Origin of the sequence: Novosphingobium endophyticum (genome assembly GCF_014640675.1) — a bacterium.
Classification (GTDB): Bacteria; Pseudomonadota; Alphaproteobacteria; order Sphingomonadales; family Sphingomonadaceae; genus Novosphingobium; species Novosphingobium endophyticum.
The window spans coordinates 53,251-74,838 of record NZ_BMHK01000004.1 but is presented as its reverse complement, the minus strand read 5'-3'; the positions used below and the strand labels follow the sequence as shown (position 1 = coordinate 74,838).

General features: G+C 66.5%; 29 protein-coding genes. 7 read left to right on the top strand and 22 right to left on the bottom strand.

From position 1 onward, the window contains the following. Window positions 1-76: 76 nt before the first annotated feature. The gene (locus IEX32_RS04200) at window positions 77-610 is read left to right on the top strand and encodes a hypothetical protein (RefSeq protein WP_188768721.1); all 534 of its coding nucleotides are present in this window, start codon (window positions 77-79) and stop codon (window positions 608-610) included. A 96-nt stretch (window positions 611-706) separates the two neighbouring features. Here the strand turns inward: IEX32_RS04200 and IEX32_RS04195 are convergent, their stop codons facing one another. The 16 genes from IEX32_RS04195 to coxB form a co-directional block, all read right to left on the bottom strand. Beyond that, the gene (locus tag IEX32_RS04195; RefSeq protein WP_188768719.1) at window positions 707-946 is read right to left on the bottom strand and encodes a hypothetical protein; all 240 of its coding nucleotides are present in this window, start codon (window positions 944-946) and stop codon (window positions 707-709) included. Between the two features lie 101 nt (window positions 947-1,047). Beyond that, window positions 1,048-1,506 (bottom strand): molybdenum cofactor biosynthesis protein MoaE, encoded by a 459-nt coding sequence (locus tag IEX32_RS04190; protein ID WP_188768717.1) that lies wholly within the window; start codon window positions 1,504-1,506, stop codon window positions 1,048-1,050. Between the two features lie 4 nt (window positions 1,507-1,510). Continuing rightward, window positions 1,511-1,753 carry a MoaD/ThiS family protein gene (locus IEX32_RS04185; protein ID WP_188768714.1) on the bottom strand — a complete coding sequence of 81 codons (243 nt, stop codon included), beginning with the start codon at window positions 1,751-1,753 and terminating at the stop codon, window positions 1,511-1,513. 6 nt (window positions 1,754-1,759) lie between these two features. Then, on the bottom strand, window positions 1,760-2,764 hold the full coding sequence (gene moaA, locus IEX32_RS04180) for a GTP 3',8-cyclase MoaA (RefSeq protein WP_188768712.1): 1,005 nt from the start codon (window positions 2,762-2,764) through the stop codon (window positions 1,760-1,762). A gap of 8 nt (window positions 2,765-2,772) precedes the next feature. Then, the gene (locus tag IEX32_RS04175; RefSeq protein WP_229735937.1) at window positions 2,773-3,105 is read right to left on the bottom strand and encodes a Rossmann fold domain-containing protein; all 333 of its coding nucleotides are present in this window, start codon (window positions 3,103-3,105) and stop codon (window positions 2,773-2,775) included. Then, a complete protein-coding gene (locus IEX32_RS04170) occupies window positions 3,105-3,476 on the bottom strand; it encodes a dihydroneopterin aldolase (protein ID WP_188768710.1) in 372 nt (123 codons plus the stop codon). Before IEX32_RS04170 ends, IEX32_RS04175 begins: the two co-directional genes overlap by 1 nt. An 8-nt stretch (window positions 3,477-3,484) precedes the next feature. Further along, window positions 3,485-4,372 (bottom strand): class I SAM-dependent rRNA methyltransferase, encoded by an 888-nt coding sequence (locus IEX32_RS04165; protein WP_188768708.1) that lies wholly within the window; start codon window positions 4,370-4,372, stop codon window positions 3,485-3,487. A gap of 106 nt (window positions 4,373-4,478) precedes the next feature. After that, complete coding sequence (gene thrC, locus IEX32_RS04160) at window positions 4,479-5,882, bottom strand: threonine synthase (RefSeq protein ID WP_188768706.1); 1,404 nt, start codon at window positions 5,880-5,882, stop codon at window positions 4,479-4,481. A 30-nt stretch (window positions 5,883-5,912) separates the two neighbouring features. Continuing rightward, window positions 5,913-6,497 (bottom strand): SURF1 family protein, encoded by a 585-nt coding sequence (locus tag IEX32_RS04155; protein WP_188768967.1) that lies wholly within the window; start codon window positions 6,495-6,497, stop codon window positions 5,913-5,915. A 4-nt stretch (window positions 6,498-6,501) separates the two neighbouring features. Continuing rightward, a complete protein-coding gene (locus tag IEX32_RS04150; RefSeq protein WP_188768704.1) occupies window positions 6,502-6,891 on the bottom strand; it encodes a DUF983 domain-containing protein in 390 nt (129 codons plus the stop codon). A gap of 1 nt (window position 6,892) precedes the next feature. Further along, window positions 6,893-7,714, bottom strand: coding sequence for a cytochrome c oxidase subunit 3 (locus tag IEX32_RS04145; protein ID WP_188768703.1), 822 nt, complete (start codon window positions 7,712-7,714; stop codon window positions 6,893-6,895). A 78-nt stretch (window positions 7,715-7,792) separates the two neighbouring features. Beyond that, the gene (locus tag IEX32_RS04140; RefSeq protein ID WP_373285414.1) at window positions 7,793-8,371 is read right to left on the bottom strand and encodes a cytochrome c oxidase assembly protein; all 579 of its coding nucleotides are present in this window, start codon (window positions 8,369-8,371) and stop codon (window positions 7,793-7,795) included. Between the two features lie 17 nt (window positions 8,372-8,388). Beyond that, a complete protein-coding gene (locus IEX32_RS20900; protein ID WP_268236710.1) occupies window positions 8,389-8,517 on the bottom strand; it encodes a cytochrome c oxidase system small membrane protein in 129 nt (42 codons plus the stop codon). 10 nt (window positions 8,518-8,527) lie between these two features. Further along, window positions 8,528-9,409 carry a heme o synthase gene (locus tag IEX32_RS04135; protein ID WP_188768700.1) on the bottom strand — a complete coding sequence of 294 codons (882 nt, stop codon included), beginning with the start codon at window positions 9,407-9,409 and terminating at the stop codon, window positions 8,528-8,530. 195 nt (window positions 9,410-9,604) lie between these two features. Then, window positions 9,605-11,281 (bottom strand): cytochrome c oxidase subunit I, encoded by a 1,677-nt coding sequence (gene ctaD, locus IEX32_RS04130; RefSeq protein ID WP_188768698.1) that lies wholly within the window; start codon window positions 11,279-11,281, stop codon window positions 9,605-9,607. 32 nt (window positions 11,282-11,313) lie between these two features. Next, window positions 11,314-12,327, bottom strand: a complete 1,014-nt coding sequence (gene coxB / locus IEX32_RS04125; RefSeq protein ID WP_229735935.1) for a cytochrome c oxidase subunit II — start codon at window positions 12,325-12,327, stop codon at window positions 11,314-11,316. Window positions 12,328-12,570: 243 nt separating this feature from the next. Here coxB and pyrE point away from each other — a divergent pair, with 243 nt between their 5' ends. Genes pyrE through ruvX form a run of 6 tightly spaced genes read left to right on the top strand, consistent with a single transcriptional unit; the run spans window position 12,571 to window position 16,955 of the window. Next, window positions 12,571-13,155, top strand: coding sequence for an orotate phosphoribosyltransferase (gene pyrE, locus IEX32_RS04120; protein WP_188768694.1), 585 nt, complete (start codon window positions 12,571-12,573; stop codon window positions 13,153-13,155). Window positions 13,156-13,169: 14 nt separating this feature from the next. Then, window positions 13,170-13,913 carry a pyridoxine 5'-phosphate synthase gene (locus IEX32_RS04115; protein WP_188768691.1) on the top strand — a complete coding sequence of 248 codons (744 nt, stop codon included), beginning with the start codon at window positions 13,170-13,172 and terminating at the stop codon, window positions 13,911-13,913. A gap of 46 nt (window positions 13,914-13,959) precedes the next feature. Beyond that, a complete protein-coding gene (gene acpS, locus IEX32_RS04110; protein ID WP_188768689.1) occupies window positions 13,960-14,376 on the top strand; it encodes a holo-ACP synthase in 417 nt (138 codons plus the stop codon). A gap of 24 nt (window positions 14,377-14,400) precedes the next feature. After that, entirely contained in the window at window positions 14,401-15,339 is a 939-nt protein-coding gene (lepB, locus tag IEX32_RS04105; RefSeq protein ID WP_188768688.1) for a signal peptidase I, read from the top strand. A gap of 3 nt (window positions 15,340-15,342) precedes the next feature. Beyond that, window positions 15,343-16,491 carry a DUF3089 domain-containing protein gene (locus tag IEX32_RS04100; protein ID WP_188768686.1) on the top strand — a complete coding sequence of 383 codons (1,149 nt, stop codon included), beginning with the start codon at window positions 15,343-15,345 and terminating at the stop codon, window positions 16,489-16,491. Next, complete coding sequence (gene ruvX / locus IEX32_RS04095; protein WP_188768684.1) at window positions 16,473-16,955, top strand: Holliday junction resolvase RuvX; 483 nt, start codon at window positions 16,473-16,475, stop codon at window positions 16,953-16,955. Before IEX32_RS04100 ends, ruvX begins: the two co-directional genes overlap by 19 nt. 21 nt (window positions 16,956-16,976) lie before the next feature. Here the strand turns inward: ruvX and IEX32_RS04090 are convergent, their stop codons facing one another. The 6 genes from IEX32_RS04090 to IEX32_RS04065 form a co-directional block, all read right to left on the bottom strand. Next, on the bottom strand, window positions 16,977-17,888 hold the full coding sequence (locus IEX32_RS04090) for a transposase (RefSeq protein ID WP_188768682.1): 912 nt from the start codon (window positions 17,886-17,888) through the stop codon (window positions 16,977-16,979). Continuing rightward, a complete protein-coding gene (locus IEX32_RS04085) occupies window positions 17,876-18,853 on the bottom strand; it encodes a hypothetical protein (RefSeq protein WP_188768680.1) in 978 nt (325 codons plus the stop codon). Before IEX32_RS04085 ends, IEX32_RS04090 begins: the two co-directional genes overlap by 13 nt. Before the next feature lie 11 nt (window positions 18,854-18,864). Beyond that, window positions 18,865-19,026: a hypothetical protein gene (locus IEX32_RS04080; protein WP_188768679.1), complete on the bottom strand. Its 162-nt coding sequence runs from the start codon at window positions 19,024-19,026 to the stop codon at window positions 18,865-18,867. 137 nt (window positions 19,027-19,163) lie between these two features. After that, on the bottom strand, window positions 19,164-19,958 hold the full coding sequence (locus tag IEX32_RS04075; protein WP_188768677.1) for a precorrin-2 dehydrogenase/sirohydrochlorin ferrochelatase family protein: 795 nt from the start codon (window positions 19,956-19,958) through the stop codon (window positions 19,164-19,166). A 117-nt stretch (window positions 19,959-20,075) separates the two neighbouring features. Next, window positions 20,076-21,335, bottom strand: a complete 1,260-nt coding sequence (lysA, locus tag IEX32_RS04070; protein ID WP_188768675.1) for a diaminopimelate decarboxylase — start codon at window positions 21,333-21,335, stop codon at window positions 20,076-20,078. 13 nt (window positions 21,336-21,348) lie between these two features. Beyond that, complete coding sequence (locus tag IEX32_RS04065) at window positions 21,349-21,588, bottom strand: hypothetical protein (protein ID WP_188768673.1); 240 nt, start codon at window positions 21,586-21,588, stop codon at window positions 21,349-21,351.

Sequence of the window (21,588 nt, the reverse complement as noted above, 5' to 3'; positions counted from 1 at the left end):
CGCGAAGACCTCATATCCGGGCGCCGGCATCGCATTGCCGCTCGCGATCATCGGCCCGCGTGCTATGGGATGCGCCATGAACCGCGCAACCGCCCGCCTGCTTCTCGTCCTCGCGCCGCTCGCGCTGGCCGCCTGCTCCTCCACCGACGGCTATCCCTCGCTGGCGCCGCGCGCCGGCGAACGAATCGCGGGAAGCGCGAAACCGGTTCCCGGCGCGGAGCAGGCGGAGGCACCGCCGCTACCGCCACCGAGCGCCGATCTTGTCGCCCGGCTGGGCGGACTGGTCTCCGCCGCGCAGGAAGCCGATCGCAGGTTTCAGGCCCGGCAGGCCGAAGCCGCAAGCATGGTCGCCAGGGCGGACGGAAGCGCCACAGCCAGCGATCAGTGGGCCTCCGCGCAGATCGCGCTGGGCAAACTCGAAACGAGCCGCAGCGCGGCGGTGGCGGCGCTGGCCGAACTCGACGGCCTCTATGCGGACGCGCGCGTTTCCGCCCCCGTCGAGGTGTCCCCTGCCGCCGAGGCCATTGCCGAAGCGCGCGCACGCGTAAGCGATCTGGTGGCCCGGGAAAATGCCGTGATCGCCGGCCTCTCCGCCCGGCTCGCAAGCTGAACCGGAGACTTCGGGATTGCGGCGCGAAAACCCCTCCCTCTTGCGAGGGAGGGGCCTCCAAGCGCTCATTTGATTGAGACCTGAGCCCCCCCGGGCTCAGATGAAGGCGATGATGACCGCGACGGCCAGACCCCAGCCCAGGATCAGCACGGGCAGCGTGAGGACCTGAATTGCCGCCTCTCTTGCGGTCAACCTTCCGCTCAGAGTTTCGACACCGCGGCTCACGACTTTCCCTTGCGTGACTGATGCGTCGCTGCGACCGGCGCTGGTGCGCGCCGATACTCTGCCAACGACGGCAAGGTCTTCGATTTGCTCCTGGGACAAACGCTGCGACATGGTGCTGACTCCTTGTGAGAGCGACCATGCCCCGACACGCCGGTCATTGAATTGACACGCATCAAACCCGCGATTTTTCCAGATTCCCTGCGAAAAAACGCTCATCCCCAGCGGGCGATATCCTCCAGGTCCTGCTCGCGCGGCTCGATCCAGCGCCAGGCGCCATCCTTCTTCTCGCGCTTCCAGAACCACGATTCGCTCTTGAGATGATCCATCGCGAAATCGGCGGCGGCAAAGGCGTCGCGGCGATGGCGCGCGGCGGCGGCGACGAGAACGATGGGATCGCCCGGTGCCATGGCCCCGCTGCGATGGATCACGAGCATTCCGTCGAGACGCCAGCGGCGGTGGACACGGCCGGCCAGTTCCTCCATCGCCGGCAAGGTCAGCGGCTCGTAATGCTGCAGTTCCAGCGCCTCCACGCCGTCGCCGGCACGAACCTGACCCAGGAAGCTGACAATCCCGCCCGCTTCAGGATACCGCGCGGCAAAGGCGGCGAGTTCGTCCGCCTGCGAGAAAGGCGCTGTCACCAGCCGGACGTCGGAGCGCGCTTCGCAGTTCATGGCCTCAGCCGCCCGACACCGGCGGGAGGAAAGCAATCTCGTCGCCGTCCCGAAGCACCGGCGCGTCAGTGTCGCGCAGCAGGATGCCGTTGACGGCAAGCTTCACGTTCGGCGCCCGCAGCGCCTGCGCGAGTTCCGGTTCAAGCGAATCGATGACGGCATCGACACTCGGCTGCAGCGCCGCCGCCCGCTGGCCCGCGCCGGCCACATCCTCGAGCCGGCCGAGGAATATCAGATCGATCGGCATCCGCGCTTAGCCTCCCGTCATCGACATATGGCGCGGAAGCGCTGGCGCGGCGCCGGGCTTGTCGATGGCGAAGTGGTGGCGTGCGGGCTTTATCTTCATCGCGACATCGAGCGCTTCGGTGAGCGCGGCATCGGGATCGGCGCTGCGCAGCGCCGCGCGCAGGTCGACGCGCTCGTTCCCGCCGAGGCAGGCAAAGAGCTGCCCCGTCGCGGTCACGCGGATGCGGTTGCAGCCCTCGCAGAAATTGTTGGTGAGCGGCGTGATGAGGCCGAGCCGTCCGCCCGTTTCCGCCACGTCGAAGTAACGCGCCGGGCCGCCGGTGCGATGCTCGCTGGGCGTCAAGGTCCAGCGCTGTTCCAGTTTCTCGCGCACGGCGAGGAGTGGAAGGTAATGATCGAAGCGGTCCTCCTCGACTTCGCCGAGCGGCATGACCTCGATCAGGGTCGAATCGAAGCCCTGCCCATGCGCCCAGGCGACGACTTCCGGGATATGATCCTCGTTCAGGCCCTTGAGAGCGACGGTGTTGAGCTTCACCTTCAGCCCCGCCGCCTTGGCCGCCGCCAGCCCCTCGAGCACCTGCGGCAGCGAATCGCGGCGCGCGAGCCGGGCGAACGTCTCGCGATCCAGCGTATCGAGCGAGACGTTGATGCGCCGCACGCCGAAAGCGAAGAGATCCTCGGCAAATTCGGCCAGGCGCGTGCCGTTGGTGGTGAGCGTCAGTTCGTCGAGCCCGTCCCCGACCTTGCGGCCAAGGGCATGGACCAGTTCCATCATGTCGCGCCTGACGAGCGGCTCGCCGCCGGTCAGGCGGATCTTGGTGATGCCCCTGTCGATGAAGCCGAGCGCCAGATCGTGCAGCTCTTCCAGGCTGAGCACGTCCTTTCGCGGCAGGAACGTCATGCGCTCGGGCATGCAATAGGCACAGCGCAAGTCGCAGCGGTCGGTCACCGACATGCGAAGATAGGTTATCCGGCGCTGGAACTGGTCAACAAGAGGCGCATGATCTGTCATCGCCGCCCTTATAGCACCGCCCCGGCGCCGGTTCCATCCAGCGGCAGGAACTGGCCCGTGACGCCTTCTGCCGCCGCCAGCCATCGACCGGCCGCGGCGATCGCGGCCTCGTCATCGCTCTCCACCGCATTGACGCGCGAAGGGGCATAGGCCCGCGCCAGCGACTGGACAGCGGCAAGGCGCCAGCCCCGGTGCTCGTGATCGCCCGGCAGGAAGACCAGCGTGAGCGGATCGGCGCCGCCGCCCAGCGTGGCTTCGACCCCCGGAAGGATGCGGCTGTGGAAATCGGCCGCGGCGGCCAGCGGCTCCTCGGGAAGCGGGCCTACGCGCAGCAGCTCCATCAGCGCCGTTCTCGCGTCAGTGTCATTCCGATCTTCTCGCCATTCTCGCTGATCGCCAGCTTGACGATCCCGACAGTGACCACCTCGACGCGGTCATCCTGAACGAAAAGCGTTTCGCACACGTGATCGGCCACCGCCTCGATCAGCTTGAAGTGGACGCCCGGCGACAGCGCTTCGGACGCCGCGAACTTGAGGTCCATGTAGTTCTTGCTCGCGGTGAGCGGGGTATCCGGGGCGTAATGATCGGCCGGCTTCATGCGCACTGCGATCGAAAAGCGCAGCGGCTGCGGCTTGCCGGTTTCCTCGGAGTAGATCCCGGTCAGGACGTCGACTTCGAAATCGTCGATCTGGAGAATGAGCGAATCAGCCATGGCATCCTTTAGCGAGGATTGGCCCAGCGCGCGAATATTGCCGTGGGCAGGAGTCGTCCCTGGTTATCCTCGCGCACGGCCAGATCGCCGTGCTCGATCGTGCCGGGAAGCTCTGCAAAGAGTTCGGCCATGAGCCCGGCCAGCGCCAGCGAGGACATGCGCACGGCATAGACCGTGAGGAACAGGAAGCGGCTCTCGGCGTCGAGCAGCCTGCGGCAATCGCCGAGCAGGCCGGGCAGCCCCTCTTCGAGCCGCCAGGTCTCTCCGCCCGGACCGCGCCCGAACTTCGGCGGATCCAGGATGATCCCGTCGTAGCGCCTGCCCCGGCGCACTTCGCGCGCGGCGAACTTGGCGGCGTCGTCGACCAGCCAGCGTACCGGGCGATCCTCCAGCCCCGCAAGCGCGGCGTTCTCCCGCGCCTGCGCCACCGACTTCTTCGAGGCGTCGACGTGGGTAACGGGTCCGTGGGCGGACAGCGCCAGCGTGCCGACGCCCGTGTAGCCGAAGAGGTTGAGCGTGTCCGCATCGTCGAGGGGCGAGAGCATCGCGCGCATCCAGTCCCACACTGGCGCCATGTCCGGGAAGAAGCCGAGGTGGCGGAAGGGCGTGCACTGCGCGGTGAAGGAGACCTCGTTCCACGACAAGGGCCAGCCTTCGCGCGGCACCGCCTTCGCGAACTGCCAGCGCCCGCCGCCGTCTTCGTCCGAACCGGGCACGAATTCGCCATGCGCGTCCCAATCGGCAATACGCGGGGTCCACATGGCCTGCGGTTCGGGCCGGATGAAACGGTAGTCGCCGTAACGCTCCAGCTTGCGGCCGTGGCCCGAATCGACGAGGCCATAGTCGGCCCAGCCTTCTCCGGTGAGAATGACCGGCTGGGTGACGATCTCCGCCATCAGGCCCTTGCCCGCAAACCGAGCGCGCGCGAAGGCGCAAAGAGGCTGCCTTGCGCGAAACCGCTCTCCGCTTCGCGCCGGCGCGCCTCGGCGTCAAACAAGACCATCAGGCTTTCGGCGTCGCATGCCCTGCAACGAAGGCGGCGACGGCATCATATTCGCCAGGCAGGTCGGCGCACTTCTCCTCGCGGTCGAACAAGTCGCCCACACGCGTCGGCAAGCCGGGGCGCTGACCGGTGGCACGTTCAACGGCTTCGGGGAACTTGGCCGGGTGCGCGGTGGCGAGCGTGACCACGGGAATCGCGGGATCGATGCCGGCGTCTCGCGCAGCGAAGAGGCCGCAGGCGGTGTGCGGGTCGATCAGCTCGCCGCAATTCTCCCAGGCCCAGCGGATCGTCTGACGCATCTCGTCGGCATCGGCGCGCGCCGACTGGAACAGCGTGGCGGCGCCTTCGCGCTGCGCGTTGGTCAGCTGCATCGCCCGGGTCGCCTCGAAGTCGGCCATCTGCGCGGCCAGCGCCTTTCCATCGCGGCCGCCCACGTCGAAAAGCAGGCGTTCGAAATTGGACGAGACCTGGATGTCCATCGAGGGCGCGGCGGTCGGCGTGACCTGACCCTGGGAATAATCGCCGCTCGACAGCGCCCGGTGGAGGATGTCGTTGACGTTGGTGGCGACGATCAGCCGGGCGACCGGCAGGCCCATCCGCGCCGCGACATGGCCGGCAAAGACGTCGCCGAAATTGCCGGTCGGCACCGAGAAGGCGACTTCTCGGTGCGGCGCGCCGAGCTGGATGCCCGCGGCGAAGTAATAGACCACCTGCGCCATCAGCCGCGCCCAGTTGATCGAGTTGACCGCGCCGATGGCGAAGCGGTCGGTCATCGCGCGGTCGTTGAACATGCGCTTCACGATCGCCTGGGCATCGTCGAAGCTGGCATTCTCCAGCGCAAGGTTATGCACGTTGGGCGCCAGCACCGTGGTCATCTGCCGGCGCTGCACGTCGGAGACGCGGCCCTTGGGGTGCAGCATGTAGATGTCGACATTGGCTCGCCCGGCCACCGCGTCGATCGCAGCCGAACCGGTATCGCCCGAAGTCGCGCCGACGATGGTCAGGTTGCGGTCCGACCGGCTCAGGAATTCCTCGAAGAGCAGGCCGAGAAGCTGCAGCGCCACATCCTTGAAGGCGAGCGTCGGGCCATGGAACAGCTCAAGCAGCCACTGCTGTTCGTCGAACTGACTGAGCGGCGTCACCGCCTTGTGCGAGAAGCGCCCGTAAGCCTGCGTCGTCAGCTCCAGCAGGCGCTCATAGGTGAGGCTTGCCCCGACGAAGGGATGCATGACTTTCGCGGCCAGCTCTGCATAAGGCAGGCCCGCCATGCCGGCGATCTCGTCCGCCGAGAAGCGAGGCCATTCGCGCGGAACGTAGAGTCCGCCGTCCGATGCGAGGCCGGCGAGCGTCGCGCCTTCGAAATCGAGCGCCGGTGCGCTGCCGCGAGTGCTGATGTATTCCATGGGAATGCGCGGTTAGCCCCGCCGCGCGCGTTACGCAATCCTCTCCGGCGCCGCGCGGCGGCGCTTTCCGAGGGCAAGGACGTAAATCACCACCGCCGTCGCCGCGAAGAAGAACCACTGGATCGCGTAAGACAAGTGGTTGTTCGGAATCTCCGAGGGGTCGGGCGCGGCATTGGCCTCGAGCCCATCGAGGGGCGGATCGGCGACCAGGCGAGGGCCGGGGGCGATCACGCCGTGGACGTTCCCGCCTTGCCAGTTCGCGGCGACATTGGGCTGGCGCGACCAGCCGAGCACGACGAGCGCCCTGGCGCCATTGGGCAGCACGCATTGCGCGGTCTGCGCAACGCCGGGCTCGCCTTTCGCATTGCGGCCCGCCATGCTGGAACGATCGGCGACCGCATCGCAGGTGAGCCGTGCGCGGCGATAGAGCTGATCCTTCTGTTCCCCCTCGCCGCGGGGCCAGACGATCTCTTCCGACGCGGCCTGCGCCTGCTCGTAACGGGACAGCAGCGCTTCCTTCTCATGAAGCCGGCCCAATTGCCAGAAGCCCAGCGCGATCATGATCCCGACCGCCACGAGCACGATCAGGGTGGGAAGGATCGGCGGCCTGCGCATCGCGTCAGTCATTCTTCATCCTGCCCTCTCCGGCACGGCGGCGGTACTCGGCGCCGAGCAGCCAGGATTTGGCGACCCGCAGGCCGCCGATCACCAGCGCGGTCGTCAGCGGTATCCAGAGCAGGGCATGAACCCAGAAAGGCGGCTCGAAGGACAGTTGCAGCCAGATCGCCAGTACCGCGATCACCGCGCCGACGATCAGGGTGAGAAAGGCGGCCGGGCCATCGCCGACGTTGAACTGGCTGAAATCGAGGCGGCATTCGGGACAGCGCGGCGCGAATCGCGCGATCCCGTCGAACAGGGTCCGTGCGCCGCAGCGGGGGCAGAGACCGAAAAGGGCAGCCGAAGCGGTCTCCGGCTGCCCTCCTGATTTCGATTCGCGGCTTTCGGCCATGTCAGTGCGTCGGATAACCCCAGCCGCCCCAGATATAGACCGCGACGAAGAGGAACAGCCACACGACGTCAACGAAGTGCCAGTACCACGCGGCCGCTTCGAAGCCGAAGTGCTGGCGCGGGGTGAAGTCGCCCTTATAGGCGCGCACGAGGCAGACGATCAGCATGATGGTGCCGACGATGACGTGGAAGCCGTGGAAGCCGGTCGCCATGTAGAAGGCCGAGCCGTAGGTGTTCTGCCCGAAGGGGAACGGCGCGTGGACGTACTCGTAAGCCTGGATCGAGGTGAAGAGGATGCCGAGCAGCACGGTCGCCCACAGGCCCATCTTCAGACCCTCGCGGTCGCCATGGATCAGCGCATGGTGCGCCCAGGTGACGGTGGTGCCCGAGCAGAGCAGGATCAGCGTGTTGAGCAGCGGCAGGTCGAAGGGGTCCATGACCGCCTCTACCGCCTTGGGCGGCCACTGGCCCGCGACAGCCTCGGAGAGTTCCGAGGGGAACAACGAGAAGTCGAAGAAAGCCCAGAACCAGCCGGCGAAGAACATCACTTCCGAAGCGATGAACAGGATCATGCCGTAACGCTGGTGAAGCTGCACGACCGGCGTGTGATCGCCCGCATGCGCTTCGTTCACGATCTTGGAGAACCAAGTGAACATCGAGGCGAGCAGCAGCGCCATGCCCAGCCACGGCACGAATGCGCCGCCCGGCATGTCATGCATGAACAGCACCATGCCCGACGTGAACGTAAGGGCGCCGATAGTGGTCAGGAGCGGCACGATGTCCGGCGGAAGAATGTGGTAGTCGTGGTGCTTGGTACCGGCCATGGTGCCTTCGTCCCCGTTTTCGAAACTGTCTGTCCTGTGCCCGCAGCGCCGCCGCCGCGGAAGAATTCCCGTGCGCCCTTAACCGCCCGATTGATCGCGGTCCAGTGCCTTTGCGTCGCCTATAGATGTGACATGGAAGGTGTAGCTGAGCGTGATCTGCTGCACGTCCTTGTTGTCCGGATCGTCCAGAAACGCGGGATCGACGTAGTAAAGCACCGGCATGCGCACTTCCTCGCCGGGCTTCAGGGTCTGTTCGGTAAAACAGAAGCACTGGATCTTGTTGAAATATTTCGCCGCCTGTTCCGGCTCGACATTGAAGCTGGCGGTGCCGGTGACGGTCTGGTCCGATGTGTTCTTCGCCCAGAACAGCGCCATGTCGCGCGCACCGATCGAAACCGTATCGGTGTTCTGGAGTGGCTTGAAGTCCCACGGCATGTCGCGCGCGACATTGGCGTCGAAGCGGATAGAGATCGTCCGGCCGCTGTCCTTGATGCTCGCCGCCTGCGCCGCGTCCACCCGCTTTGTCGTGCCGCCATAGCCGGTGACCTGGCAGAAAATGCGGTAGAGCGGGACCGAGGCATAGCCCAGACCCAGCATCCCCAGCGCCATCGAAAAGGCAATCAGCGCGACCTTCGCGTTGCTGCGCCGGTGTTGGATCGCGGTCGTCACGGCTTTCAGCCCATCTTGGCGATCGAGATGAAAAACACGAGGATCACGAAAGCCCCAAGGCTCACCGCCAGGACGACATTGCGGCTCTTGCGGATCTCTTCGGGCGTGCGGCGATTCGGATCGGGGTCGTCCATGGCTATGTCCTCAGATGGCGACGAAGCGGTCGACGACGAGCGCGGCGAAGAGCGCGAAGAGATAGATCACCGAATAGGCAAAGAGCTGCTTTTCCGGCTTCATTCGGTCTTCCGGCCCCTCGCTCTCGCGCAGGCCGACGCGGGCCGACAACGCGAGGAACAGTGTCGAAAGCACCGCCGCCGACGCGCCGTATACGGCCCCTGTCCCGCCGATCCACCACGGCACGACGCTGAGCGGCAAAAGCAGGATCGCATAGGCCAGGATCTGCCGGCGCGTAGCCTTCTCGCCGGCGACGACCGGCATCATCGGAATGCCGACCTTGGCGTAATCGCTCTTCACGAACAGCGCGAGCGCCCAGAAATGCGGCGGCGTCCAGAAGAAGATGATGGCGAAGAGCACGACCGGCATCAACGTGATGTCCCCGGTCGCCGCGACCCAGCCGATCAGCGGCGGAAAGGCGCCCGCACCGCCACCGATGACGATGTTCTGCGGCGTGCGCGGCTTGAGCCAGATCGTATAGATGACGGCGTAATAGACAATCGAGACGGCCAGGATCGCCGCCGCCAGCCAGCCCACCGCGAAACCCATCAGGAACACGGACGCGGCGCACAGAACCATGCCGAAGTCGCGCGCGGTCGTGCGCTCGAGCCTTCCCTGCGGCAGCGGCCGCTTGGCGGTGCGCTTCATTCCGGCGTCGAGATCGGCTTCCCACCACTGGTTGAGCGCCGCGGCGCCGCCCGCGCCCATGGCGATACACAGGATCGCGGTGAAGGCGAGCACCGGGTGAATGCGCTCCGGCGCGGCGATCAGGCCGCAAAGGCCGGTAAAGATCACCAGGCTCATCACACGCGGCTTGGTCAGCGCAAGCAAGTCGCGCCAATCGGCCGGCATGGGAACCGTCGCCCGCGTGAGCGGGGCGTCTTTCGGCTTCCCTCCCGCTTGCGGGAGGGGTTGGGAGAGGGCCTGTTTCATCCTACCAAACTTAACGCGTTAGAAGAGGGCAACATGCCCTCCCCTGGCCCCTCCCGCAAGCGGGAGGGGGATTGCTTGAGCACGACCGGCAAGCCGGCGTGCATGCGTCGTCCATCAGTGGTGATGCGATTCCTCGATCACCGGAAGCGTCTCGAACTGGTGGAACGGCGGCGGGCTGGTCAGCGTCCACTCAAGCGTGGTCGCGCCTTCACCCCAGTAGTTGTCTTCCGCCTTCTTGCCGGCGACGAAGGCGTAGGCAATGTTGACGAACCAGATCCCGATGCTGGCGGCCATGATCATGTAGCCGTCGGTCGCGACCTGGTTCCACAGCGCATAAGCCTCGGCATAGTCGGGATAGCGACGCGGCATGCCCTGCAGCCCGAGGAAGTGCATCGGGAAGAAGATCAGGTTCACGCCGATGAAGAACACCCAGAAGTGCAGATGGGCGAGGAATTCCGAGTGCATCCGGCCGCTCATCTTCGGAAACCAGTAGTAGAAGGCCGCGAAGAGCGCGGTGACCGCACCGAGCGAGAGCACGTAGTGGAAGTGCGCCACGACATAGTAGGTGTCGTGCAGGTTGTCGTCGACGCCGCCATTGGCGAGCACGACGCCGGTCACGCCGCCGACGGTGAAGAGGAAGATGAAGCCAAGGGCCCAGACCATCGGCGACTTGAAGCTGACCGAACCGCCCCACATCGTCGCGATCCACGAGAAGATCTTGACGCCGGTGGGGACCGCGATGACCATGGTCGCCGCGGTGAAGTACATCTTCGTGTTCACCGAGAGACCCGAGGTGTACATGTGGTGCGCCCACACGATGAAACCGACCACGCCAATCGCGACCATGGCGTAAGCCATGCCGAGGTAGCCGAAGACCGGCTTTTTCGAGAAGGTCGAGACGATCTGCGAGATGATGCCGAAGCCGGGCAGGATCATGATGTAGACTTCGGGGTGCCCGAAGAACCAGAACAGGTGCTGGTAGAGCACCGGATCGCCGCCGCCCGCCGGATCGAAGAAGGTGGTGCCGAAGTTGCGGTCAGTCAGCAGCATGGTGATCGCGGCGGCAAGGACCGGCAGCGCGAGCAGCAGCAGGAACGCGGTAACCAGTACCGACCACACGAACAGCGGCATCTTGTGAATGGTCATGCCGGGGGCACGCATGTTGAAGATGGTGGTGATGAAATTGATCGCGCCCATGATCGAGCCGGCACCGGCAAGGTGCAGCGAGAAGATGCCGAAATCGACAGCGGGTCCGGGCGAACCGGTGGTCGAAAGCGGCGCATAGACGGTCCAGCCGGTGCCGGCGCCCAGGCCCGTTCCGCCCGGCACGAAGGCCGAGCAAAGCAGCGAGATGAAGCCCGCGACGGTCAGCCAGAACGAGATATTGTTCATGCGCGGGAAGGCCATGTCCGGCGCGCCGATCATGATCGGCACGAACCAGTTGCCGAAGCCGCCGATGATCGCCGGCATGACCATGAAGAAGACCATGATCAGGCCGTGCGCCGTGATCAGGACGTTCCAGACGTGCAGCGTCGAGTTGAAGTCCGGATTGGTGGCACCGAACCAGCGGGCGAAGGTATCCAGGTACTGGATGCCCGGATCGGCCAGCTCGACGCGCATCATGCCGGAGAAAGCGCCGCCCACGATCCCCGCGATGATCGCGAAGATCAGGTACATCGTGCCGATGTCCTTGTGGTTGGTCGACATGAACCAGCGGGCGAAGAAGCCCGGCTTGTGGTCATGCGCGTGCTCTTCCGAGTGCGCCTGGAAGTGATCAGCGGTGGTTGCCATGGTTCGGGTGACCTATGTTCTTTGAAACGGGCTTATTCGGCGGCGGCTTCGGCGGCCGGGGCCTCCGAAGCTTCGCCGGCGGGCTGCTCGCCCGGCAGGTAGTCGGTCTCTGATCCGGCGGCCTTCTGGCCGTCGATCGCGCCGCCGGCGTGCGTCAGCACCCAGGCGTTGTATTTGTCGCGCGGCAGCGCCTCGACCGCGATCGGCATGTAGCCGTGCTTGGCGCCGCACAGTTCGGAGCACTGGCCGTAGTAGACGCCCGGCTTCTCGACCACGAGCACCTTCTCATTGATCCGGCCGGGCACGGCGTCGAGCTTGAACCAGAGCGAGGGCACCGCGAAGGAGTGAATCACGTCCGAAGCCGTGATCTGCAGGCGGATCGGTTCACCCACGGGCACGACCATGCGGTTGTCGACCTCGAGGTGCGACGGGCCGTCCCACGGCTCGGACCCGACTTCGCGCACACCGTTGTTGATGGTGGGCTGGCCGGGCAGGTTGAGCATGTTCGAAATGACCTCGAAATCGCCATTGTCCGGATAACCGTAAGTCCAGAACCACTGGTTACCCGTCACCTTGATGGTCAGCGCGTCCTTGGGGGCGGGCTTGTACTGCTTGGCGAGCAGGTCGATCGAGGGAATGGCGATGCCAACCAGGATCAGCACCGGGACCAGCGTCCAGATGACCTCGAGCACGGTGTGATGGCTGGTCTTCGAAGGCACCGGATTGGCGCGGCGATTGTAGCGCACGATGATGATCAGCAGCAGGACAAGGACGAAAACGCTGATCACGCCGATGATCGGCAGCAAGACCGCGTTGTGAATCCACTCGCCATATTCGCCGAGCTTGGAGAACTGCTGCTGGAAACCGATGCCGCCGTCGACGGGCATGCCGATGCCGGGAGTCGGCGTCATCGGTGTATAGCTGCCGGCGGCGGCCTGCGCCGGAGCGGCGGCCGGCTCGGGAGCAACCGCGGCGAGCGCGACCTGAGGGGCCATGATGCCAGCAGCAGTCAGGCTGGCAAGAAACAGGCCAGGAGCCTTCGCCATCTGGCTCGCGGCGCGTGCGATTTTGCCGGATATCATCTTTATAGCGCTTCCGTTTTCCTTCGAACGCGCAGACGAGTCGGCCCCACCTGCGCGCGCCCTGATGCGGAGGCGAGCGCCCCCCTTCCGCGGGGCCTATACGCGCGCTTGCCGCGTGTCTCAAGCGCCTCTAGGGGAATTTTTGACCGCGGGCGTTACAAGCGTGCGCCAGAGCAACGAAAATCGCATCAAGGGAAACGATCAGCAATGCAGGAAGAAGAGGTCCTCGCAGAGTTCCGCGCCAGCAAGGCATTGCTGGAGGGGCACTTTCTCCTTTCCTCGGGCCGCCACAGCGCGCACTATCTTCAATGCGCCCGCGTCCTGATGAACCCTGAGCGGGCCGGGCGGCTGGCCGTAGCGCTCGCCGCGAAGCTGCCGCACGACATTAGAAAGCAGATCGACAAGGTCGTCTCGCCGGCCATGGGCGGCATCATCATCGGCCAGGAGATGGGCCGCGCGCTGCAGGTCGATGCGATGTTCATCGAGCGCCCCGAAGGCACGTTCGAGCTGCGCCGCGGCTTTGCGCTGGATCCGGGCGACAAGGTATTGATGGTGGAGGACGTGGTCACCACCGGCAAATCCTCGCGCGAGGCGATCAGGGCGATCGAGGATGCCGGCGGCAGGGTAATCGCCGCTGCCTCGCTGGTCGACCGCTCCGGCGGCAACGTCGACCTCGGCGTGCCGTTCTTCCCGCTGGTCGAGATCAACTTCCCCACTTACGCGGATGACAAACTGCCACCGGAGCTCGCCGCGACCCCGGCCGTCAAGCCCGGCAGCCGCGCCCTGCCCTGAGAAAGCGAGACAAGGTGAGCAACACCCTCGGCCCAACCCGCCTGCGCCTGGGCGTCAACATCGACCACGTCGCGACGATCCGCAACGCGCGCGGCGGCGAGCACCCGGATCCGGCGCGCGCCGCGCGGATCGTCGCGCAGGCCGGCGGCGACGGCATTACCGTGCACCTGCGCGAGGATCGCCGCCATATCCGCGACGAGGATCTTCAGCGCGTCCAGGCGGCCACCGGCCTTCCGCTCAATCTGGAAATGGCGGCCACCGACGAGATGCTGGAGATCGCGCTGCGCCATAAACCGCATGCCGCCTGCATCGTCCCCGAACGGCGCGAGGAGCGCACTACCGAGGGCGGTCTGGATGCGGCGGGCCAGCACAACCGCCTGGCCCCGATCGTCACACGCCTGGTCGATGCCGGGGTGCGCGTCAGCCTGTTCATCGCCCCCGAGCCGCGCCAGATCGAGGCGGCGATGAAGCTGGGCGCGCCGGTCGTCGAGTTCCACACCGGCGAGTATGCCCATGCCGAGGGCGAACAGGTCGCGATCGAACTCAGGCGCATCGCCGACATGGCCGCGCTCGCCGCCAGGAATGGCATAGAACCCCACGCCGGGCATGGGCTCACGTACGAGAACGTCCAGCCGGTCGCGGCCATTCCGCAGCTCGCGGAACTCAACATCGGGCACTATCTCATCGGTGAAGCGATATTCTGCGGGCTCGAGGCGAGCGTGCGGAAAATGCGCGAGCTGATGGACGAGGTGCGGTGATGAAGGCAGGGCAGGTCCCCCCCGGCAGGGCCAGCGGGAATATATCATGATAATCGGAATGGGATCGGACCTGTGCAACATCGAACGGATCCAGGCGTCGCTGGACCGTTTCGGCGAGCGTTTCGAGCGGCGGGTCTTCACTGGAATCGAACAGGCCAAGGCTAACCGCCGCCCGTTCACCAAGGCTGGGACCCTCGCCAAGCGATTCGCCGCCAAGGAGGCGTTCTCCAAGGCCGTGGGCACGGGATTCCGCGCCGGCGTCTTCATGAAGGACATCGGCGTCGTCAATGCGGCATCGGGCGCGCCCACGCTGGCCCTGTCCGGCGGCGCGAAAGCCAGGCTCGATTCGCTGGTGCCCGCGGGATACGAGGCGATGATTCACCTTACGCTCACCGATGATCATCCATGGGCACAGGCCTTCGTCGTCATAGAGGCCCGCCCTTTGACGCCTTCCGCTTCGTAAGCCTCCTTCGAGTTCCCCCAGAGAATGACCGACAACGCCGCCGAAACCGCCAGACCCGCCGCAGGACAGGCGGCCGACAAGCCGAAGGTGAACTGGTTCCACGAGATACGCGGGCTGGCGCTGATGCTGCTCGGCGTGCTGGCGTTCCATTCGCTGATCGCCAAACCGTTCTACATCCCGTCGATCTCGATGATGCCGACGCTGCTGGTGGGCGATCGGCTGATCGTGTCCAAGTACGCCTATGGCTGGAACTGGTCCTCCGCGAGCTTTCACCTGCTGCCACGCGGAGACTGGCGGATTTTCGGTTCGACGCCTGAATATGGCGACATCGTCATCGTCGTGCCCGGCAACCGCAAGGCGGACCTCATCAAGCGCGTCGTCGCCCGCCCCGGTGATCGCATCGCGGTAATCGACGGGCGTATCCGCCTCAACGGCAAGTTCATCCCGCGCGAAGTGGAACCGCCGGCCGAGATTTTCGCCGACGACGCGCTGCACTGCGAAGGCGACAGCGAGCCCGGTCATTGCTACGACGGGTTCGAAGACTTCCGACGCCGCCTGCCCGACGGGCGCGAGGTCTACGAAATGCCCACCTACCGCGAGACGCTGCCCAACGGCGCGAGCTATCAGGTCATAGATTACGCGGCCCAGGTCATGGACGACTTCCCGGAGGTCACCGTGCCTGACGGCCACGTCTTCCTGATGGGCGACGATCGCGACCGTTCGGCGGACAGCCGTTTTCCGCTGGAAACCGATTATCACGGCATTCCGGGCGGCGGCCTCGGCGGTCCGGTGCCGCTGTCCGACATCGGCGGCCGCGCGGAATTCGTCACTTTCTCGCTCGACGGCAGGCAGAGCTGGAACCCGCTGACGTGGTGGAGCGCGCTGCGCGACGGGCGGACCTTCACCAGCCTGCGCCCCCGCATCGACGAGAACCGCGCCTACCCCAGCGGGGCCGCGTCCTGATCCATGGCCCGCAAGTTCCTCTACGTCATCGCCGGCATCACCGTCTTCGTCATCGGCCTGATGTTCGTGCTGCGGTTCTGGTCGGAGGACCTGACCGAGCTGACCTTCGTGCCGAGCGCCACCTTCGAGCCTCAGCCCGCCATGGCGACGAATGCCTGGGAGCGGCCCGAAATGTGGATCTCGCGCCCCGGCATGAAGAACGATCCTGCGCACTACCTGCCCGCCGGCAGCCCGCTCCCGCCCGAAAAGCCCCTGCCGGTCGCGGTCTTCTTCATCCACCCGACCAGCTACATCGACCGTCAGGCGTGGAACGCCAGCCTCGATGATCCCACCTCGCGCGAGCGCGCGGCGCTCTTCGTCAAGGGCATGGCCAGCCCGTTCAACGCCTCGGCGCAGATCTGGGCGCCGCGCTATCGCCAGGCCGCGATCGGCGCTTTCCTCACCGATGATCCGCAGGCCGACAAGGCGATCGACCTTGCCTATGGAGACGTGCTCGCCGCCTTCGACGTGTTTGCCCGGTCGGTGCCCGCAGGAGAGCCGATCGTGCTTGCCGGCCACAGCCAGGGCGCTTTTCTGCTGCGACGGCTGCTGCGCGACCGGATCGCCGGGACGCCGCTCGCCGGCCGGATCGCCGCGGCCTATGTCATGGGCTGGCCGGTCTCGATCGAACATGACCTGCCGCTGATGGGGCTGCCCGCATGCGACGGGGCCGATCAGGCCGGCTGCGTGATGAGCTGGCTGACCGTGGCCGATCCGGCCGAAACCGGGCAACTCGTCAAGGCCTACCTGCGCCGTGACGGCCTCGACGGCGAGTCGCTGGGCGCCATGACGTCCGACGGCCTGGAAGCGAAAAGCCCGTTCCTTTGCACAAATCCCCTCACCGGCACGCGTGATGGCAAGGCCGATGCGGACGCCAACCTCGGTACGCTGGTGCCCGATTTCAAAACCGGGGAAGGCAGCCTTGCACCTCGCGCGGTGCCCGCATGGTGCGCGGACGACCACTTCCTGCACATCGGCCCCTCGCCCGGGCTCGATCTCGGGCCTTACGTGCTTCCGGGAAACAACTACCACCTCTATGACGTGACGCTGTTCTGGGGGAACCTGAGGGCCGATTTCGAACGGCGCGTGGCGGCATGGCACAGGCAGCACTGATAACCGCGAGCGCGATGGAGTTTCGCAATGCGCTGCCCGAAGGCGGCGCGCTGCTGGCGCTCGACCTCGGCACGCAGACCATCGGCACGGCATTCTGCGACGCCGGCTGGCGCTTCGCCTCGCCGGGAAAGACGCTGAAACGCGGCAAGTTCGGGGCCGACAGGGCGCTACTGGAGGCGTTGATACGCGAGCGGTCGGTCAAGGGCCTGGTGATCGGCCTGCCGCTCAACATGGACGGTTCGGAAGGCCCGCGCTCGCAATCGAGCCGCGCTTATGCCCGCAACCTTTCCGCCCTCGGCCTGCCGATCCTGCTGTGGGACGAGCGCTGGTCCACCGTGGGGGCCGAGCGCGGCCTGATCGCACAGGACATGAGCCGCGCCCGGCGGGCCGAGCGTATCGATTCGGCTGCAGCGGCGGTCATCCTTCAGGGCGCGATCGACGCCCTGGCCGGCAGCGCATTCTGAGACACCGGGCCGCCGCGCGCCTCAGACGAATTCGCCGCCTCTCCGCCTCCGGGCCGCTTCAGCCACCAGGCGGCTTCCGCTCGCTTCGGCGGCGCGCCAGACTTCGTCGCGGTCTTGCCTGTCGCCGGCGGCCGAGGCCAGTGCCTGCCAGGCATGGAGCCGCATGCGTTCGCTGGCGTGCGTGCGGCCGAAATGAAGCGCAAGGTCCTTCGCCTCGTCGCCGCCGAGCGCCACGGCAATGCGCAGGAAGGTCTCGCTCGGCCCATGGCCGTGCAGGCTTTCGATGCACCCGGCCCCGGTGTCGAACCGATAGTGATCAAGCCAGCCCTGGGCGGCCTGCCTGTGTACCAGATTCAGCGAGACGGACAGCGACTCGGGCGGATACAGGCGGTAGACATCCCGGCGGGCCCGGTAATGCCTGATCCAACCCTGCTTCAGACGTGAACGCCCCAGCCGGCGCAGCGGCACCGGCTCTCCGGGCCAGCCGGTCACGTCCGTATGGTCATATTCGAAATCTTCGACATCGCATCCCGGCCCGAAATAGCCGAGCGTGAGGAAATCGTAGTTGTGATCGTGCGCGTACCCATAGGAGAAAGCTTCCGGCCCGCTCGCGCGCATCGCATAATCGCTGACCGCGGGCCAGATATTGGCGCGGATAAGGAAGTCGCCGCGCTCTGGCCTTGCCAGCATGATCGACTGCGCGCCGCCGCCCGCCAATTCATCCGCGCCGCGCGGCACCGGTGCGAGGCCGGAAAGCACCTCGACCAGCAGATCGCCCAGAAACTCGCGATCGTTCCCCAGCCTGCCCAACCAGTGCGCGGCGTGGGAGACACTCTCCTTTTCGCGCGGATCGAAGCCCCAGGTCGCCAGCGCCTCGGTGCATTCCTCGAGCGAGGCGGGCGTGGGATCGCGCGTGGCAATCAGGCTCGCCATCGCGCCACGTCCTCCAGTTCGGGCCAGGCCGCCAGCAGCGAGGCATGCAATTCCTGCGCGGGCGCGGCCAGCGGATCGTCCTCGGACGCGGCGACTTGCGCGAGAAGCACCATTCCCGCGCGGGTATCGAGCGTCAGCAACTCGCGTAGTGCCTGCCAGCGTAGCGCCTCGTGCCCCGGCCCGAGGGCGATCCGCGACATCGCCGGAACCGCATCGCGCCGCCCCATCCGCGCCAGCACGGCCATGGCCAGCTCGCAGCGGCTGTCCTCGGGCCGCGCCGCCGCCTGATGCAGCAGCATCCCGTCGGCAAGGGCGAATTCGCGCAGCGGCTCATACCCGCCCATAAATCTCTGCAGCCGCAGTTTCACCAGGCTGCCGCGCGCGCTGCGCACTTCCAGCGATTCGTGCCGCCCGGGATGGTGGAAGACCGTTCCGGCCCGCAAGGGCACGCTCGCGGCGTGAAGCTCGGCGCGATCGTTCATAAGAGAGCGGCAGACAATGTGGCTGGCCGTTCCGTTCCCCGCAAGCACGTGACACCACGTCTCGAGCGGAGCGAACTGCGCACTCACCGGCTCCGGCATGGCGGCAAGTGCCTCGCCATCGTAGACGACAAGCGAGAGCGTGGCGGCGCCCCAGTGCGCCAGCAGCAGCGTGTGCGCCGTCTGCGCCACGCCGTGGCGCAAAGGCAACTGGCCGAGCGGATGAGCCGTGAGACCGGAAAGTCCCGCCTCGACCAGACCAAATGCAAACTCGCGCGCAACGGGGCTCACGCCATCGAAAAGCGCGGCGAGGGCCGGACAGGAATCGATCGGTTCGCCCGCGCCAAAGCGCTCGAGTTCAGCGAGCACCGGAGCGACGTCGGGGCGCGCGCGCCACAGACCCAGCAAGGTGGCCAGGCCCTGCTGGCCTGCCGACCAGCCCGCGTCATCCTCGCGAAGTGCAGCCAGCGCGTCGCAGTAAAGCATATCGCTTGAAATCAGACGCGCGGATGGAGTTGGTAAAGGCCGTCTTCGCGCGAAACGCCGCCCCCGGTGCCCGCGCCGCTGCGCGACCTGTCCCCGCAATTACCGGGGCAAGCCAGCTCCGGCAGGGTTTCCGGATCGACATTCGGAAAGGATGGACGGGCGAGTCCCGGCATGAACTGGCATTCTCCTCGGCTTGAAGCTGCGACGCGGCGGCCGGGACGATGGCTCGGAATGGCGCGATTCCACAGTTAAATCGTTGTAAGAGCGATGCGCATTGACGGTTTGACCAGCGCCGCGCGAAAGTTGTCCGTCAGGCTCTCGGCGGCGACCGCAAGACGATCACCAGCCCCTCGCCCTTCGGCGGTGTCCCGCCCTCGGCGAGCACGACCCGCACCGCGTCCGCCCGCGCGCGGTCAAGCACCGCGTCTGACGTGCCCTGCTCATGGGCGATGATGTCGGCCGAGCCCAGCAGGCGGGCCTCGCGCAAGGTCAGATCTTCCGGATCGCCGCTGCGCAGGGTGATCTCGACCGTCCCGCCGCGTTCCCGCTCCGCGCCCGCGAGCCAGCTCGCGACCTTGGCGGCGCTGCCCTCGTCCAGCGGATCGAGCGCCCCGCCGGCGGCCAGCGCCCCGTCGAGCGCGCGCCGCCGTTCGCCGGCATCGGGAAAGCGCGAGCGCAAGGCCGTCCGCGCCGCGCCGAGCGCTTTCGCGAGGTCGCCCAGCGACCGGGGCAGCAGCATCTCCAGCCGCAGCCGCAATTGCTTGGCGAGCCCTGCCGAGGCGCCGCCCGTACCGATCGCGACCAGGACCGGCGATCGTTCGAGGATCGAGGGCACGGTAAAGTCGCAAAGACGCGGACGGTCGGCGGCATTGACCAGCAGCCCGGCCGAGCGCGCCCGCAGCGCATCTGCTTCGGCCGAGGTTTCCTCGTCGTGCGCGATGAAAGCCAGCCGCGCCCCCCTGGCGATGCCCTCCTCCAGGTCATCGACAACGAGGCCCCCCGACCGCTCGACCAGCCGCCGCTTGGCCTCGGCCGCCTCCCCCGCGCCGAGCACGACGACCGGCTGGCCGGCGATGCGGTGGAACAGGGGGAGGGTTTCGATCATTTCGCCTCGGGCGTGCGCATGTGCTTCGACAGGCTCAGCACGAGCGGGTTCCGGTCACTGGCCCATCCATACCCGCTCATCCTGAGCTTGTCGAAGGACCCGAGCGTGTCGAAGGACTTACTTCAGCCACTCCGGCACGCGCTCTGCGGCCAGGATCGTTTCCGGCTCGATGCGGCTAGCGACCAGCGCCCACTTGTCGCCATCGACCATCACCTCGGGCACCAGCGCGCGGCTGTTGTAGGTGTTCGCCATCGTCGCGCCATAGGCGCCGGCCGTGCGGAACACCGCAAGATCGCCCGCCTTCACCGCGTCGATCTCGCGGCCCTCGGCGAAGGTGTCCGAACTCTCGCAGATCGGGCCGACAATGTTAGCGACCATCTTTTCGTCGCTTGGCCGCACCGCCGCGAAGTCATGCCAGGCATCGTACATCGCGGGCCGCGCAAGATCGTTCATCGCCGCGTCGACCACCACGAAGGGGTTCACCGCGCCCTGCTTCACGCGAATCACTTCGGTCACAAGCACGCCTGAGTTGCCCGTGATGACGCGGCCCGGCTCGAACATCAGGGTAACGCCCCAGTCCTTCGCCACTTCGGCGACGAGCTTGCCGTAATCTTCGGGCGTGGGCAGGCTCTCGCCCGCCTTGTAGGGCACGCCAAGGCCGCCGCCGAGGTCCATGTGCGTGACCTCGTGCCCTTGCGCCCGGATCGTCTCCATCAGCGTGCCCATCTTGATGAAGGCCTGCCGCGAGGGTTCAAGATCACTGATCTGACTGCCGATGTGGACCGCGAGGCCGCGCATATCGAGACCCGGCAGTTCCGCAAGGCGCGCATAGATCCCGGCCGCGACATCATAGGTAACGCCGAACTTGTTTTCGGCCTTTCCGGTCGAGATCTTGGCGTGGGTCTTCGCATCGACGTTCGGATTGACGCGCAGCGCGCAGGATGCCGCCTTGCCCATCGCGGCGGCAATTTCCGCCAGCTCTACGCCTTCTTCCTCGCTCTCGAGGTTGAACTGGCCGATCCCCGCCTCGAGGGCTGCGGTCAGCTCGCGCTTCGACTTGCCGACGCCCGAGAAGACGATGTCCCCGGCCGGCACGCCGGCGGCCAGCGCGCGGCGCATCTCGCCTTCGGAGACGACATCGGCGCCGTAGCCTTCGCTGGCCAGCAGGTGGAGCACCGCAAGATTGGGATTGGACTTGACCGCAAAGGCGATGTGGACGCTCGGCAGGGCGGCAAGCGCCTCGCGGAAAACGCGGGCGTGGCGGGTCAGCGTCGCGCGCGAATAGACGTAGACCGGCGTGCCGACTTCGCGCGCGATCACCTCCAGCGGCACGTCCTCGGCGTGGAGCACGCCGTTCTTCAGTTCGAAATGGTCCATGGATGTCCTGGTCTTATTCCGGAGGCGGGAGATCGAAGGGATCGTCCTCGCGCTCCTCGGATCGGGTGCGCAGCTCGACGCTGCGTTCGGGAATCGCCAGCGTCGGCGGTTCGAGCAGTTCGTCAGGCTCGGGTTTCTCCGCGCGGCCATAAGGCGCCGGAGGCGGCTCCTGCCCCGGTTTGAGCTCCAGCCCGCTCCTCGAGCCGCACGCGGCCAGGGCGAGGATCAACGCGAGCGGTACGACCTTGCGCAA

Bases quoted from the DNA above. Each gene is read 5' to 3' on its own strand.
- IEX32_RS20900 (WP_268236710.1), bottom strand. From the start codon at position 8,517: ATGGACGACCCCGATCCGAATCGCCGCACGCCCGAAGAGATCCGCAAG.
- pyrE (WP_188768694.1), top strand. From the start codon at position 12,571: ATGCAGGAAGAAGAGGTCCTCGCAGAGTTCCGCGCCAGCAAGGCATTG.
- IEX32_RS04190 (WP_188768717.1), bottom strand. From the start codon at position 1,506: ATGAACTGCGAAGCGCGCTCCGACGTCCGGCTGGTGACAGCGCCTTTC.
- lepB (WP_188768688.1), top strand. From the start codon at position 14,401: ATGACCGACAACGCCGCCGAAACCGCCAGACCCGCCGCAGGACAGGCG.
- IEX32_RS04075 (WP_188768677.1), bottom strand. From the start codon at position 19,958: ATGATCGAAACCCTCCCCCTGTTCCACCGCATCGCCGGCCAGCCGGTC.
- IEX32_RS04165 (WP_188768708.1), bottom strand. From the start codon at position 4,372: ATGGCGGAGATCGTCACCCAGCCGGTCATTCTCACCGGAGAAGGCTGG.
- IEX32_RS04080 (WP_188768679.1), bottom strand. From the start codon at position 19,026: ATGCCGGGACTCGCCCGTCCATCCTTTCCGAATGTCGATCCGGAAACC.
- lysA (WP_188768675.1), bottom strand. From the start codon at position 21,335: ATGGACCATTTCGAACTGAAGAACGGCGTGCTCCACGCCGAGGACGTG.
- IEX32_RS04145 (WP_188768703.1), bottom strand. From the start codon at position 7,714: ATGGCCGGTACCAAGCACCACGACTACCACATTCTTCCGCCGGACATC.
- coxB (WP_229735935.1), bottom strand. From the start codon at position 12,327: ATGGCGAAGGCTCCTGGCCTGTTTCTTGCCAGCCTGACTGCTGCTGGC.
- IEX32_RS04195 (WP_188768719.1), bottom strand. From the start codon at position 946: ATGTCGCAGCGTTTGTCCCAGGAGCAAATCGAAGACCTTGCCGTCGTT.
- IEX32_RS04100 (WP_188768686.1), top strand. From the start codon at position 15,343: ATGGCCCGCAAGTTCCTCTACGTCATCGCCGGCATCACCGTCTTCGTC.
- IEX32_RS04185 (WP_188768714.1), bottom strand. From the start codon at position 1,753: ATGCCGATCGATCTGATATTCCTCGGCCGGCTCGAGGATGTGGCCGGC.
- ctaD (WP_188768698.1), bottom strand. From the start codon at position 11,281: ATGGCAACCACCGCTGATCACTTCCAGGCGCACTCGGAAGAGCACGCG.
- ruvX (WP_188768684.1), top strand. From the start codon at position 16,473: ATGGCACAGGCAGCACTGATAACCGCGAGCGCGATGGAGTTTCGCAAT.
- IEX32_RS04085 (WP_188768680.1), bottom strand. From the start codon at position 18,853: ATGCTTTACTGCGACGCGCTGGCTGCACTTCGCGAGGATGACGCGGGC.
- IEX32_RS04090 (WP_188768682.1), bottom strand. From the start codon at position 17,888: ATGGCGAGCCTGATTGCCACGCGCGATCCCACGCCCGCCTCGCTCGAG.
- IEX32_RS04200 (WP_188768721.1), top strand. From the start codon at position 77: ATGAACCGCGCAACCGCCCGCCTGCTTCTCGTCCTCGCGCCGCTCGCG.
- acpS (WP_188768689.1), top strand. From the start codon at position 13,960: ATGATAATCGGAATGGGATCGGACCTGTGCAACATCGAACGGATCCAG.
- IEX32_RS04170 (WP_188768710.1), bottom strand. From the start codon at position 3,476: ATGGCTGATTCGCTCATTCTCCAGATCGACGATTTCGAAGTCGACGTC.
- IEX32_RS04155 (WP_188768967.1), bottom strand. From the start codon at position 6,497: ATGCGCAGGCCGCCGATCCTTCCCACCCTGATCGTGCTCGTGGCGGTC.
- IEX32_RS04135 (WP_188768700.1), bottom strand. From the start codon at position 9,409: ATGCCGGCCGATTGGCGCGACTTGCTTGCGCTGACCAAGCCGCGTGTG.
- IEX32_RS04175 (WP_229735937.1), bottom strand. From the start codon at position 3,105: ATGGAGCTGCTGCGCGTAGGCCCGCTTCCCGAGGAGCCGCTGGCCGCC.
- IEX32_RS04150 (WP_188768704.1), bottom strand. From the start codon at position 6,891: ATGGCCGAAAGCCGCGAATCGAAATCAGGAGGGCAGCCGGAGACCGCT.
- moaA (WP_188768712.1), bottom strand. From the start codon at position 2,764: ATGACAGATCATGCGCCTCTTGTTGACCAGTTCCAGCGCCGGATAACC.
- thrC (WP_188768706.1), bottom strand. From the start codon at position 5,882: ATGGAATACATCAGCACTCGCGGCAGCGCACCGGCGCTCGATTTCGAA.